The 12,530-nt window shown below is 64.4% G+C and carries 16 protein-coding genes and 1 pseudogene; all 17 read right to left on the bottom strand.

From position 1 onward, the window contains the following. Positions 1-383: 383 nt before the first annotated feature. Positions 384-2,186 (bottom strand): DNA polymerase, encoded by a 1,803-nt coding sequence (locus ABT004_RS21645; protein WP_351339281.1) that lies wholly within the window; start codon positions 2,184-2,186, stop codon positions 384-386. Positions 2,187-2,200: 14 nt separating this feature from the next. Then, complete coding sequence (locus ABT004_RS21640; RefSeq protein WP_351339279.1) at positions 2,201-2,443, bottom strand: hypothetical protein; 243 nt, start codon at positions 2,441-2,443, stop codon at positions 2,201-2,203. Beyond that, entirely contained in the window at positions 2,440-3,108 is a 669-nt protein-coding gene (thyX, locus tag ABT004_RS21635) for an FAD-dependent thymidylate synthase (protein ID WP_351339276.1), read from the bottom strand. The genes ABT004_RS21640 and thyX overlap by 4 nt, the downstream gene beginning before the upstream one ends. Positions 3,109-3,218: 110 nt before the next feature. Continuing rightward, complete coding sequence (locus ABT004_RS21630; RefSeq protein ID WP_351339273.1) at positions 3,219-3,755, bottom strand: D29-gp49 family protein; 537 nt, start codon at positions 3,753-3,755, stop codon at positions 3,219-3,221. 71 nt (positions 3,756-3,826) lie between these two features. Beyond that, entirely contained in the window at positions 3,827-5,878 is a 2,052-nt protein-coding gene (gene nrdJ, locus ABT004_RS21625) for a ribonucleoside-triphosphate reductase, adenosylcobalamin-dependent (RefSeq protein WP_351339270.1), read from the bottom strand. Next, complete coding sequence (locus tag ABT004_RS21620) at positions 5,875-6,102, bottom strand: hypothetical protein (protein ID WP_351339268.1); 228 nt, start codon at positions 6,100-6,102, stop codon at positions 5,875-5,877. Before ABT004_RS21620 ends, nrdJ begins: the two co-directional genes overlap by 4 nt. Further along, on the bottom strand, positions 6,099-6,674 hold the full coding sequence (locus ABT004_RS21615) for a hypothetical protein (RefSeq protein WP_351339266.1): 576 nt from the start codon (positions 6,672-6,674) through the stop codon (positions 6,099-6,101). The genes ABT004_RS21620 and ABT004_RS21615 overlap by 4 nt, the downstream gene beginning before the upstream one ends. Beyond that, positions 6,667-7,434: a metallophosphoesterase gene (locus ABT004_RS21610; protein WP_351339264.1), complete on the bottom strand. Its 768-nt coding sequence runs from the start codon at positions 7,432-7,434 to the stop codon at positions 6,667-6,669. Before ABT004_RS21610 ends, ABT004_RS21615 begins: the two co-directional genes overlap by 8 nt. Continuing rightward, a complete protein-coding gene (locus ABT004_RS21605) occupies positions 7,431-7,952 on the bottom strand; it encodes a DUF3310 domain-containing protein (RefSeq protein ID WP_351339263.1) in 522 nt (173 codons plus the stop codon). The genes ABT004_RS21610 and ABT004_RS21605 overlap by 4 nt, the downstream gene beginning before the upstream one ends. Then, complete coding sequence (locus ABT004_RS21600) at positions 7,952-8,632, bottom strand: toprim domain-containing protein (protein ID WP_351339260.1); 681 nt, start codon at positions 8,630-8,632, stop codon at positions 7,952-7,954. The genes ABT004_RS21605 and ABT004_RS21600 overlap by 1 nt, the downstream gene beginning before the upstream one ends. Positions 8,633-8,675: 43 nt before the next feature. Continuing rightward, positions 8,676-8,849: pseudogene (locus tag ABT004_RS21595) on the bottom strand (CHC2 zinc finger domain-containing protein); the annotation flags it as partial. Next, positions 8,830-9,294, bottom strand: a complete 465-nt coding sequence (locus ABT004_RS21590) for an endonuclease domain-containing protein (protein WP_351339257.1) — start codon at positions 9,292-9,294, stop codon at positions 8,830-8,832. The gene ABT004_RS21590 and the pseudogene ABT004_RS21595, both read right to left, overlap by 20 nt. Positions 9,295-9,486: 192 nt before the next feature. Beyond that, positions 9,487-9,912, bottom strand: coding sequence for an endonuclease VII domain-containing protein (locus ABT004_RS21585; RefSeq protein WP_351339255.1), 426 nt, complete (start codon positions 9,910-9,912; stop codon positions 9,487-9,489). Continuing rightward, the gene (locus tag ABT004_RS21580; RefSeq protein ID WP_351339252.1) at positions 9,909-10,250 is read right to left on the bottom strand and encodes a hypothetical protein; all 342 of its coding nucleotides are present in this window, start codon (positions 10,248-10,250) and stop codon (positions 9,909-9,911) included. The genes ABT004_RS21585 and ABT004_RS21580 overlap by 4 nt, the downstream gene beginning before the upstream one ends. A gap of 66 nt (positions 10,251-10,316) precedes the next feature. After that, positions 10,317-11,111, bottom strand: a complete 795-nt coding sequence (locus tag ABT004_RS21575) for an AAA family ATPase (RefSeq protein ID WP_351339284.1) — start codon at positions 11,109-11,111, stop codon at positions 10,317-10,319. A 125-nt stretch (positions 11,112-11,236) separates the two neighbouring features. Next, on the bottom strand, positions 11,237-12,010 hold the full coding sequence (locus ABT004_RS21570; RefSeq protein WP_351339249.1) for a RecB family exonuclease: 774 nt from the start codon (positions 12,008-12,010) through the stop codon (positions 11,237-11,239). Next, positions 12,007-12,363 carry a hypothetical protein gene (locus tag ABT004_RS21565; RefSeq protein ID WP_351339247.1) on the bottom strand — a complete coding sequence of 119 codons (357 nt, stop codon included), beginning with the start codon at positions 12,361-12,363 and terminating at the stop codon, positions 12,007-12,009. The genes ABT004_RS21570 and ABT004_RS21565 overlap by 4 nt, the downstream gene beginning before the upstream one ends. Positions 12,364-12,530 lie beyond the last annotated feature (167 nt).

Here is a 12,530-nt window from a genome sequence, read left to right as displayed (position 1 = left end):
TGAGTGAAAGGCGGTAGCGGGCATGGCCAAAGAACGGCGTGGGTGTGGAGTGACGGTGTGGCTGTCGGTGGACGTGCGTCAGCGCGCCTTGGCCTTGGCGTGGCCCTCTGGTGTGCCGGATGGGGAGGAGCTGACTCCTCGGGAGAACTGGTGCGAGTTGCCCCATGACCCGTGGCACAAGTCGCACTACCGGCAGTTGGCCGGGGCCCCGGAGGTTGGGGCCTGGCTCCGCTGGACCGATGACATGGATGGCGAGTTGCTGGCGCTGCCCCACTGCGGCAGTACCTCGACGGGAGACGAGGACACCATGGCCACGGAACACTGCACGCTCTTTGCAGGCCACGACTGTGATCACACTTGGATGTGGGACTAGCTGACGCCCCCTAGTGCTTGCTTGCTTCGAGGTCGAGGACGCTCCCCCACGACTGCTTGCCGATTTCGGCGTCCACGGGGACCAGGAGGCCGCGGACGGCCATCTCCATGATTCGCGCGGTCTTCTCGGCCAGCTCGGCGGCGCGGTCTTCGGGGAAGGAGAAGACCAGTTCGTCGTGGATGGGGAGGCGAACGAACTCGGTGTATCCGTGGCGGTCGAGTTCGATCAGGGCTCGGGCCGTGATGTCGCGGCTGGTGGACTGGATGAAGTAGTTGAGGGCGGCGTAGATGCGGTCGCGGTCGACGGGGATGCGCCGGCCGGTGCCGGTGTAGATGTAGCCGGTTCGCCGGGCCTCACGCTGGAGGCGATCGGCGAGACGCTTCACGCCGGGGTAGGTCTCCCAGAACGCCTTGACGGCCTTCTTGGCTTCGGCGTCCAAGACGCCGTACTGCTCGACGATGGCCTTCCAGCCGCCGCCGAAGCAGACGGTGAAGTTGGTGCCCTTGCCGGCCTTCCGGTCGACGCCTGCGGCGTCGGCGGTGATCTGGTGGAGGTCCAGGCCGCGGTGGAACGCGTCGAGCATTGTCGGGTCGCCGCTGAAGGCGGCGAGGACGCGCAGCTCCATGTTTCCGTAGTCGCTGCTGACGGTGACGTGTCCGGGTTCGGCGAGGAAGCAGTGCCGTACGTACGAGTCGCCGGCCGGAAGGGTCTGCGCTGGGACGGCGCCCGAGATGGTCATGCGAGCTGTCCTGGCTTGGCAGGAGTTGATACTCGCGTGCACTCGGCCTTCGGCGTCCTGGCCGTGAAGGGCCCGGTCGAACCAGGTGGCCTTCCACTTCATCGCCTTCTTGGCCTGGATGATGGCCTCGGTCAGCGGAATGCCGACCGCGGACAGCACCTCGTCATCGACCGATAGGTTCCCCTTCTTGGTCTTCTTGGTGAGCTTGACGCCGCGCCCCTGGAGGGCGGCGATGATCTGCGCGTTGGAGTTGACGTTGTCGACGCCTTCGCGGCGTGCGACCTCTTCCCACTTGAGTTGCTGCTCGTACAGCTCCGCCGACTTGGCCTGTGCGTACTCCGTGTCGAGGAGGTACCCCCGGCGCTCGATCTTCGCCGTGATGTGGGCGAGGCGGTGCTCCCAGGAGATGAGCCCCTTCTTCCGGCTGCGCACCGGAACCATCGGCTTGAGGATCTTGAAGAGCCGGAAGGCGAGGACGGGGTCCATACCCGCGTACAGGTTGTAGCCGTGGTGGTCGATCGGGATGACGGGCCATACGTCGTCCTTCTTGACCTTGAGTTCCTTGGCGATGGCCGTCATGGAGCCTTTGACCTCATCGGCCACTACAGGGCAGATGTAGTGCTTGGTCAGCTCTTCAAGCTTGAGACCAGGCCCGCCTTCCTTGACGGCCCGAGGGTCGACGAGGTGGGCGAACAGCTTGGTGTCCCAGCTCTTGGGCGCAAGCTCCTCCATCGGGATGCCGAGACAGGCTTCGGCAACGTGCAGGTCGAACGTGCCGTTCTGCGCGATGAGCCGGTATGCGGTCTTGAGCGCCCAGCGGACCGCGTTGCGAAACGGCCGCCCCTTCTCGACGGGCACCACGAACGACTCGTGGGCGTTGCCGAACTGCCAGAGACGGGCCCGGAACGTGCCGGTAGTCGCGTTCCACCAGTCCAGGCCCGTTGTCTCGGAGTCGTGGGCAAGGAGGTCCTGGTTGGCCAGGATGAAGGACTCGAAGTCGGGAAGGTCGTCCTCGGTCTCAACGACGTGGATGCGAACCGTCTGGCTCTTGATCGGGTATTCGATGAGCCGCAAGGAGACCTCCTGTCTCATTCCTCTGCGAGGTATTGGGTGACTGCGTCGGCGAGGTGGGCGTCCAGGGCCTTGGCGATGTCGCGAACGACCTTGAGGGCTGCGGTCCTTGAGAGGTGGACGACCTCTGAACTGGCGAAGTGCTCGTCGGCCCGATAGGTGGCCTCGACGGTCACCGTGCGTTCTCCGGTGTGGGAGATCGTGGGCCGTGCGGACGCCTCGGCCTTGATGACGCCGTTCTGGTGCTGGATCTCGGTCACGGGGCGACACGTCCGTTCTTGTCGAAGGCCGCCATGGCGTCGGGGGCGACGGCGCGGGCGAACTGGTCGATCTGCTGGGCTACGGCCTCGATCTCGGCGAGGGGGAAAGTGGGCACGGTGCTGTCCGGGTGTGCCCAGCGCAGGGAGAGCAGGTTGAGGAGCGACCGGAGGTTCAAGGTCACGTAGAAGCTCGTGTAGAGGCTCAACGGCAGTACGTTGCGGGCCACTTCGCGGGCGATTCCGCGGTCGAGCATGAACCGATAGCGACTCCAGGCTTCGGCGGCGGCGTCCTGGTGCATGACCAGGACATCGATGGCCTGCTGTGGCGTGCCGGCCTTGAACTTGTAGGCGCCGGGCTTCCCGGTCTGCTTGAGGGGGCGGCGCTCGTCGGGGACGTAGAAGACGGGCTGCATCTCCTGGTAGCGGCCGGAGACTTCGTTGTACGAAGCGATGCGGTGGCGGAAGAACTCGCGGGCTACGAAGAGCGGGCACTCGATGCGGAACTGGAAGGTGACGGCCTCGAAGGGGCTGCCGTGCCGGTCGCGCATCAGCATGTTGATCAGGCCGCGGTCCTTCTCGGGGGTTCCGGTGGTGCCGGAGGAGACGCGGGCCGCACGGGCGATGCTGTGGTCATTACCCATGGAGTCGATCAGCTCGACGGTCATGTTGGAACGGAACTCGATGTGCACTGTGGTCCTTCGGTGAGGGGCGGGGGCCGGCCGAAACCGACCCCCGAATTACCGCAATCAACTTCCAGGTCAAAAAAGAGACCTAGTCAGCCCTTGGCGACAAACTTGCCGGTCTTCTTGTCCTTCCAGGCCGGCGGGCACTGCTCGGACTTCTCGCGGGCCGGGCAGAACATTGCCTCCCAGGTAGCGCCCGTTCGGTGCGTGCGCTGACCGTGGACGCAGGTCACGTCACCCTCGGCGGCGCCGTCACCGCCCGCCGCGACGACGCGGCCACCCTCGAACTTCTTCGGGGCTGCCTTCGCGACTGCGCCCTTGAACTGGCCGCGGGTGTATTCGGCCGCCTTGCTCGCCAGCTCGATGACGCCGTGCTCCTTGAGTGCGCCGATCAGGTCGACAGTGCGCTGTGCGACCTCGTCGGCGGAACCGCCGTAGACGGTCGGAGTGATCCACTCGGCGTCGAAGCCGGAAGCGGCCTTGAAGGTGAGGCCGATCTTGAACGGGTTGGGGGCGGCGGAAACGGCGGCGGGGGCAGTGGTCACGGGCGACTCCTTGGGGGTCTCGGTGATGGGGGCTTCGTTGGGCTCATCCCACGGGGAAACGTCGGCGAACGGGTCAGTGCTCATGCGCTTTCTCCTTCTGTTTCAAGGTTACGCGAATGCGTTACCGCAATCAACTTCTAAGGTGGCGATCTAGGTCACACGGGGCACGCGCCGGAGGCGCAGATCTCGTCGTAGGAGGTGTCTGCGGTCTCGATGCCGAGCCTGGCGATCTCGGCCGCATACTCCCCTGGCGTCAGGCGCTCGTAGGGCGCCTGCGATCGGCTGAACTCCGGGAAGAGCGTGGAGCCCTTGAGGTCCGGCATGAACTCCCTGAGCACTAGCTCAACGTCCTCGACTGCGTACAGCTCCGGGTCGATCGACGCCGTGTAGGACACTGCCTGGTCAGCCCAGCACTCCTGGTAGAGCTTCTGTACCGCGAGCATGTCGCGAAGCGAGAGCTGCCCGGCGTGCTGCACGTACGAGGGGTCGAGTACCTGCTCCAGGAGCGGGTCCTTCGTCGGGATCTCCACAACCGCAGTGTTCGCCGCGTAGATGCACGGCTCGACCTTGTAGCCCTTGCTCCGGTACTCCTCCACCTGCCTCACCTCGGACGGTTCGACCATCGAGAACCGGATGCGGCGCAGGAAGTACGTCGCGAACGGAGCGTGGATGCCCTCGCCCGAGGCGCCGGCCAGCTTGCTCGTGGTGCCGGTCGGAGCGATGACGCGAGTCTTGATCGGCCGCGGGATACGCAGCTCGTTCGAGTACTCGTCCGCCGCCTGGTCGACGACGCCTGCCAGGTTCTCCAGCGCGGCCCGGACAAGCCGGTCCTCGGGTGCCTCGGTGTACAGGACCCCCTGCTTGGCGAGGAAGTCAGCGAACCCGAGGTGCCCCACGCCGATGCGGTGGAACCGGTTGATCGCCTTCTTGGAGCGGTTGTCGGCGACCGGCGCCATGGTGGCGCGGATCAGGTACCGGGTCAGCAGGTAGTGGGCCTCGTGGAGGCCGTCCCAGTCGACGATCCCCGAACTGTCCACGTAGACACCGAGGTTGACGTTGCCGAGACAGCACGGTTCCCACGGAGTCAGGGTGGCCTCGCCGCACGGGTTGACCGTGAAGGCGCCGTCGACCTCGCCCTCCGCGGTCTTCGCGGAGTTCCAGAAGCCTGGTTCGCCCGTGGTGCGGGCGCCCTCAGCGATCTTGCGGAGGATGGGGTGGCTCGGGCTGTCGAGCTTGTTCAGCACCTCGAAGAAGCGGGTGTCCACCTCGACTGAGATGTTCGTCGTCCACATGGACTGCTCGGAGTCGGCCTTGCAGTCGAGGAACCAGTCGATGAGCGGGTCGTCCCAGCGCATGATGCTCATCCGGGCCGAGCGGCGGACGCCGCCGGAGACGATGCACTTGGCTATCTCGTGGTCGATCACCATGGCGTCCCGGCCGTTGATCCGGTCCACGACGTACCGCTTCAGACCGGCCGGATCCTCATCATCGACCCACACCTTGGCCCGGAGGACCGCGCCGATGTTGACCAGCATCTCGGCGAACGGCTGCGGGCCACTCGCAGTGCCGCCGAAGGACTTGAGGGCGGCGCCCTTGTGGCGGACCCGGGACACGTCGTACACGCGGGCCGTGTGCTTCGTGGCCCGGTTGTGCGCGGTGGTGATCAGGTCACCCAGGGCTGCGGCCCAGCCCTCGCGGGAGTCCTCGACGGCGTAGGCGCCGGCCCAATCGTGGCCGTACGCGTCGGAGAGCAGTCCGGCCGTCTTGAGGTCGGCGAAGTCGGGGTGGCTCGGGTCGCACACGATGTGCACCTCGACGGGGATCTGTACGTCCGGGAAGTCGTCGAGGTAGCGGGCCGAGTAGTTCGATCCGACGCCGCCTCCTTCGGCGAGGCGGAGCAGGACGAACGTGAAGTGCTTCTCGGGACGGGCGGCGTCCCAGCCCGCGGCCCAACAGTTGTTGAGGGCGTAGTCGGAGACGCCGGACGACTTCAGGTGGCGGCCGGCGGGCAGTAGCTTGAAGGACTCCATCAGTTCGATGAGCCGTCCGCGCTCGTCCGCGCGGTGGTAACGGGGCTCGACGAGGGCGAGGTTGCCGTCCACGACGCGGCGGACGGTCGCCGGCCAGGTCTCGTGGTCGCCGTTGGGCTTGATCCGGGAGTAGGTGCGTTCGTAGACGGTCTTGGCGGTCTCGGTGGGGAAGGTCATTCGGTCTCCGTGTCCTTGGCGAAGTTGGCTGCGTGCAGCATGGCTATGAGTGCGGTGAGATCCCGCGGGGCGAGGTTCATCTCGTGGGGGTCGCCGTTCTCATCCCAGTAGCCGACGTAGGTCGACGAAGTGGGCGTGGGGTCGTAGACGACCTTGATCTGGACGGGCTGACGGCCCGAGACGGCGGTCGCGGTGCGGCGGTAGGTCTTGACGGTCTCGATCACGCGGCGGCCTTCTTGATGCGGATGGTGCGGTTCATCTGCTGTGCGAGGGCGACTATCGCCCGCGAGAGGGCCATGCGATCGCTCTGCTCGGCGATGGGTACGCCGTACACGAACCGCTTCATCAGGAGCTGCTGGTAGCGCTCGGGCAGCTTCTTGAGGGAGGTCGCTGCGTCGATGCGGGCAGAGACGAGGTTGTCGGTCACGCGGGACGAGAGGAGGTCGTCCTTCTTGCCGATCATCTGGCCCAGCTCGTCATCGGTGTAGAGGAACGTGCGCAGGGCGGACTTGGCTTCGTCGGGGGTGTAGTAGTACGTGTCGTCCTGGAGGTCGTAGTAGTTGCGTTCCTTGGACGCGTACTGGACGCCGGCCTTGTTGAAGATCTTCCAGAGGAAGTCCTCGTTGGCGTAGTTGGCTTCGATGGCGGGCCGGTGTTCGTAGGCGTGGAGCAGGATCTCTTGCTTCACGTCGTCCTTCTCGACGATGGCCCACTTCTGCGCGATGTTGTAGGCGACCTTGTCGGCCAGGTTGGCGAGGTAGACCCAGTCCAGCTCGACGGTCTCGGAGTTAGGCAAAGTACTTCTCTCCATTCACCACGAAGGCGCCGTTGTTGATCATTACGAGTTCCGGGAAGACCTTGGTGCCGCTGATGCGGACGATCCCGAATGCCTGCTGCCAGTTACCGGCGCCGTGCTTGAGGTAGTTGGCCTGCTTCATGTCCATGAGGTTTCCGATTTCGAGGCCGGTCAGGGTCTCGACGCGGCCCTTGTAGCCGCGGGATTCGGAGATGATTCCGGCCCGGTGCGTGTGACCGCAGACCACGGACTTTCCGATCTTTCGGGCGGCCCCCATGGCGGTGCCGCCTGCATACCTGCTGAGGCTGAATCCGAGGTGGCCGTGCGTGGCGGTCCAGCCGGGGGCGAAGTCATAGAAGTCCTCGTGGAAGTCCATCTCGTACTCGTCCAAGCGCAGGAGCTTTTCCTCGGTGAACGGATTGGGGTGCTCGTCGTCCAGGAGGGCCGGGTTGTTCTTGGCGAAGTACTGGCCCGGCCGGAGGCCGTGGTTGGAGCCAAGGAGTCCGGCCGGCCCGTCGTAGACGCTGCGCAGGGCGTCGCAGTAGTAGCGGCGGGTGTACGCGGCGTCCTTGAGTGCTCCGCCTTCGAACTCGGCCTTGGTACCGCGGGTCCAGCGGCTCGGCTGGGGGTAGTCGGTGACATCGCCGATGTTCACGACTTCGTCGGGCTGGGTGTCGCCGATGAAGTTCAGGACGGCCTTCCATGCCTTCCTGTCGTGGTATGGCATTTGGAGGTCAGAGATGAATGCGAAGGTCTTCACTTGGCGGACTCCTTGAGGCGCTGGATCTCGATGTCGATGTACTCGCGTGCCTTTTCGAGGTCTTGGATCGCGTCGCCCTTGAGTCCTGCGCGCCACAAGTATTTGATAGCCGAGCCGAGGGTGAAGCTCATGTGCTTGGTGATCTCGATGCACTCGATGCCGCTGGGGTGACTGGTGTAGTGCGAGGGGTGCCGTACTCCATCGTTACCGCAATCAACTTTTTGGTCAGCGAAAAGGGCTGCCTTCATGACCTTCTGTGCCTCCTGGGAGTCGACGCCCAGGGCGAGGCCCTTGGTCTCGGTGAGCATGCGGCGTCCAGGGTTCTGCTCAGGCGCCGGCCGCAGCTCGTCGGCGGTAAAGCACAGGGCGCCGACGTTCTTGAACGTGACCTCGTACGGGTACGGGCCACCCTCGTAGACGTTCTCGACGGTGCCGATCCGCTCACCGTAGAGCCAGGTGGCCATCTGGCCGCTGACGGTCCGGACCTGGACCTTGTCCCCGATCTTGTACTTCGCCATCAGAGTCCCAACCTTCCGCGGAATGCTTCATACCCGTGCTGCTGAATGAATGAATTGACGTCCTGGCCGTCGCCCAGGTCGATGGGCTTGGCGTTGGGGAGGCGTTCGCACATCTTTTCCGTGAACTGCCGCCCCGCCTGGTCACCGTCGCCGATGACGAAGACCGACTCGAACCCGGCGAACGCGGGGTCGAAGTGATCCCTCCAGGAAGAGACTCCCGGCAGCCCCACGGCTGGCACTCCCGCGGCCTCTGCCGACATGGCGTCCAACTCCCCCTCACACAGAGCCACGTACGGCAGGTGCGTGAGCAGGGCTTGCGTGTTGAACATCAGCGGGCTGTGGCCGGGCAGGCTCAGGTACTTGGCTCCGCCGAGGGGGTCTTCGAACTCCCCGAGAGCAGCGGCATCCGCCGCGGTGATGCTGTCGATGCGCCGGAACCGGAGCGTGGCGACGGCGAATTGCCCGCCGGCCGGTCGCAAGTACGGGATGGCGAGGTGCCCCCGGTACCGCTCATGACCAACCACTGGCTCCGAAACGAAGCCGAGACCGCACTTCCCCGCCAGATGCCCCAAACCGCGGGCGACGATCAACTCCTCGGCCGGACTTGCCTCGTACTGGTTGCTGTAGTGCTTGGCTGCCGCGATCAAATCGGCCCTCTGCGAAGCGCTGAGCTTCGACAAACCCGAATCCTTCCTCACGCTGGATTACGTCGATGGAGTCGAGGGACAGGTCGCAAGCGAAGCAGTTCACCCGGTCCCTCTCGAAGTTGATGGAGGCCGATGGCCGGTCCTCCACATGAAAGGGGCACAGGCACTTGACCCATCCGCCCCGTCTTGTCGGGGGCGACCACTCAGGGAAGTAGCTGGCCAACACGTTACTAATCGAGGGCTTTCGCATTCAGATAATCTTGAGCCTTTCTGAGAACTTCCGGACGATCAGAAGCCATTCCGAGGAGGACGTTGCACTTCGTACACAGGACGCCTCGGACGCATTTCCCGCAACTGGACGCCTTTGGGCAACACTTGTGGTCGTGGTCGATACACGGCTTCTCCATGAGTGCCGCACAGATTTCACAGCGACCGCCCGCACGCTCTAGCAATTCCCGGAGTCCATAGCGGCCTAGCCCGTGAACATATGAACTTCGGAGCCGGTTACTACATGGCTTGCAGTAGGACTGAAGGCCGTGCCTACTAGCCTTGGCACCCTTCCACGCATGAAAATCCTCCACAGGGACGTAGCGTGAGCATTCTTTGCACCACTTCAGCCCGTCGCGCACCACCCACTTTCCGACCGGGTACAGAGAGTCCGTTCGCCGAACCTGCCGGTAGTGGGTGTCACACATCCCTTTGCGCGTAGCACGTGAGTCACACCACTCGTACGAGCACTCAGCCACGTCCCCGAACCCCATAGTTACCGCGATCAACCTTTCGGACATGAACAGGGAAGTCGTAGCGGCGGAAGGCGCTCTCCATGTAGCGCCGGTTGCCCAGCCACTCGCGGTAGCTCGATAGGGTCTGCTTCGTAGCGGTGTCGCTCATGCGTCCTTGCCTTGGTAGTAGCGCAGGCCCAAGTGGTGCTGCGCTGGGGGACTTTCGAGATAGTGAGCTGCGGCGTGGAGGACTTCCGGCCGGTCCCTGGCCGCGGTGAGGAGTCGGCCGTTGCACATGCGGCACAGCAAGCCGCGGACGAGGTTCGTCTTGTGGCAGTGGTCAACCGAGAGGCGCTGCTTTCGCGTGCCACCGCAGATGGCGCACTTGCCGCCTTGGAGGCGGAAGAGTTCGTCGTACTCGCCGGGCCCGAGTCCGTAGGTGGTCTGGACCCTCGCCGAGTGGCTGGACTTGCTCCGGGACTTCTTGCGGCAGGCGGCGCAGACCTTGCCTCGTGCAGAGGTGAAGAACTTCTCCGCCCGGTTCCGCTCGCACTTGGTGCACGTGCGGAATCCCTTCTTGGGCTCGCTCATCCCTTCGCCTTCACCGCCTTGCGGACGCGAGCATCCTCAACGAGGTCGTCCAGGTTCCGGGCGAGGGCGGCGATGTCGGCGGCGTCGACCAGCTCGACCCACCGCTTGCCGTTCTTGCGGGGGTAGACGGTGACGGCCTGCCCCTTGATGCCGCGCAGGTCGCGGGTGAGGCGGCGGAAGCTGATGGTGCGGCCGGGGGCGAACTCGATGATGGGCGTGGTCGGTTGGTCGAGCTTCTTGAGGATCTTGGCGTTCAGCTCAGGGATGCGGCCGGCCAGGAGGTCTGTGATCTCGATGGTGTAGTTGTAGCCAGGTCGGTTGATGTCGATGGAGGTCATTCCCTCGCGCCCTTCTAGTTCAAGTTTAACGGATTGAGTTACCGCAATCAACTTTTTGGATGTGACTTAAAACTCGATCTCAGTTTCAACGTCGGCGAGTCGGATATTCGACGTGTTGAAGTCGAAGCTCGCGAAGGTCTCGCCGGAGCTGTCCTCGAACCCCTCGCGGTTCTTGACCGGCGAGATGTGCAGCGTCCGCCCGTCCATGCCGTCGATCTCCTTGTGGATGGTGAGGATCATCGACGGGACGCGGGAGATCTTGCCTTTGAGGCCGGACTGCGGGATCGGCTTGAGGCCGTCCGAGTAGTCCCCGATGACGTGATGCATCGCCATCACGTGGGCATGCGTCTCGCGAGCCATCTCGTTGAGGTAGTCGCACAGCCCTTCCAGGCCGAACGTGAACTCCTCGGCCGTGCCCGAGCCTCCGGCGTCCACGTTGGTGATGTTGTCGATCACCACCAGGTGCGGGTAGATCCCGAACACCGCTTCGTACGCCTTGAGATGCAGCTCCAGCTCCGCTGGAGTCGGCCGGGCGCTGTAGTTGAACCTCTGCCACCAGCGCTTGGCGAGGACTTCCTCGTACTCCTCGAACTTGTCGGCATGGAGCTGCGACTTGATCCGCTTCGCGTCGTGACCCGTGAGGATCGCGGTCGCCCTGCTGAGCTGTGTGGCGGCCGTCGAGTCGGCGCTGAAGTACAGGGTCGGGACGTTGCTCTGGATCGCCAGGTTGATGGCGACCACGGACTTGCCGGTACCGCCGGCCGCCGCCACCACCGACAGCTCCCCGCGGCGGAACTCCGCCTCCAACTTGGCCAGCCCCTTGAAGGGGGACGGCAGCGGTTCGCCGGCCGCACCCTTCATCCTCACGCTCTGACTCAGTGAGTACATTACCGCAATCAACTTTCTGGTCCGAAAAAATGCCCGCCGGCTCACGGGCCCCTCTTGCGTCTTCGACTCTACCTGAACGCGTTACCGCGATCAACTTTTTACTTAAATGAGCAAGCGTGGCTCACGTCACAGAAGCGGCAGTCGTAGCCGGGGCGTGCAGGAAAGTCCCCGCGCTTCACCCCCTCGTCCATGGCGACGAAGCGTTCGGCGACGTCCACTTCCCGGACCTCATCGAGCTTCACCGGCCGCGACAGGCGACCCTCCTTGGCCAGGTACCAGTCCGCCTTGTTGACCTCGACGTCATAGAGCTTGCGCACCGCGACGCCGTACGTCTGGAGCTGGAATCGCGACTTCGTCGAGCCGGTCTTCCAGTCCCTCGGGCGCACCGCGCCTTCGTCGTCAACGAGCTGGTCGATGTAGCCGCGCACCTTCACTCCGCCCAGCTCGACCATGAAGTACAGCTCCAGGCCGGGCGTACCGTCGGGCGTCTTCCAGGTCGTGGTCGGGTGCTGCTCGGCCCACGTGGTGACGTAGTGCTTCACCTGGTTCTGCCCGAGGACGTAGCGGCGTTCGATGTCTGCGCCGCCGGTATGGCCCGCGGCCAGCCACTTGTCCGTATCCGGCTCCTTCTCCAGAGCCTTGTTCACGAGGGCGCTGTACCGGTCGGAGAAGAGCTGCACGGCTTCGTCCTCACCTATGGTGCGGTCGGACAGCTCGAAGGCTTCTGCGACCGCATGGAAGGCCGTGCCGTGATGACTCCAGGCCGCCGGCCGCGGCACCACTCGCTCAACGCGCTGGAGGTAGAAGCGCCACGCGCACTTCTCGTACTGCTCGGTCTGACTAACGCTGCGCGGCTGGGTCTCAATGGTCATCGGGCTGCCTCCGGGTGGACGGTGAAGAGTTGGATGTGGGTGCTGTCAGGGAAGTACGGGTGTGCGCTGTCGGCCTCGGCGGCGTCTATGACCTGCTCGCGCCAACGCGGCAGACCTTCGGCCTCGAAGGTCATCTCGACGGCGATCGTGCACTCGTCGGTGGCAAGGTCCGTCACGACCAGGTCGTAGTAGTGGCCAGCCTGGATCGTCAGCTTGGAAATGTGGGCGCCCGCCGTCATGAGCAGATTTTCCGCGGGCTTTGCAAAGTTACTCGAAAGGACTTCCGCTGCCAGATCCTTGCGGTCCCGCTTGCGGGTACCGGGGACCACGGGGGCAGGGAGGTTGTAGATCACGGACCATTCCTTCGCGTCGTACCGAGTCATACTTGCGGCGTATGCGCGGTCATACCCGGGAACGACCCCCCGCGTTACCGCAATCAACTGCCCGCACTTCAGTAATACCAACCGCTCAGGACAAAAAGCAAACCCCCCGACGAGGTCGGAGGGCTCCAGTTGGTGGG

This window comes from Streptomyces sp. NPDC002790, from assembly GCF_040295505.1.
Lineage (GTDB): Bacteria > Actinomycetota > Actinomycetes > Streptomycetales > Streptomycetaceae > Streptomyces.
This window is presented reverse-complemented; position numbering and strand designations above follow the sequence as displayed.

What these genes read in the sequence shown, in the direction of transcription:
- thyX (WP_351339276.1), bottom strand. Translation starts at nt 3,108, where the DNA reads ATGACCGTCGAGCTGATCGACTCCATGGGTAATGACCACAGCATCGCC.
- ABT004_RS21630 (WP_351339273.1), bottom strand. Translation starts at nt 3,755, where the DNA reads ATGAGCACTGACCCGTTCGCCGACGTTTCCCCGTGGGATGAGCCCAAC.
- nrdJ (WP_351339270.1), bottom strand. Translation starts at nt 5,878, where the DNA reads ATGACCTTCCCCACCGAGACCGCCAAGACCGTCTACGAACGCACCTAC.
- ABT004_RS21605 (WP_351339263.1), bottom strand. Translation starts at nt 7,952, where the DNA reads ATGGCGAAGTACAAGATCGGGGACAAGGTCCAGGTCCGGACCGTCAGC.
- ABT004_RS21590 (WP_351339257.1), bottom strand. Translation starts at nt 9,294, where the DNA reads ATGTGTGACACCCACTACCGGCAGGTTCGGCGAACGGACTCTCTGTAC.
- ABT004_RS21585 (WP_351339255.1), bottom strand. Translation starts at nt 9,912, where the DNA reads ATGAGCGAGCCCAAGAAGGGATTCCGCACGTGCACCAAGTGCGAGCGG.
- ABT004_RS21580 (WP_351339252.1), bottom strand. Translation starts at nt 10,250, where the DNA reads ATGACCTCCATCGACATCAACCGACCTGGCTACAACTACACCATCGAG.
- ABT004_RS21575 (WP_351339284.1), bottom strand. Translation starts at nt 11,111, where the DNA reads ATGAAGGGTGCGGCCGGCGAACCGCTGCCGTCCCCCTTCAAGGGGCTG.
- ABT004_RS21570 (WP_351339249.1), bottom strand. Translation starts at nt 12,010, where the DNA reads ATGACCATTGAGACCCAGCCGCGCAGCGTTAGTCAGACCGAGCAGTAC.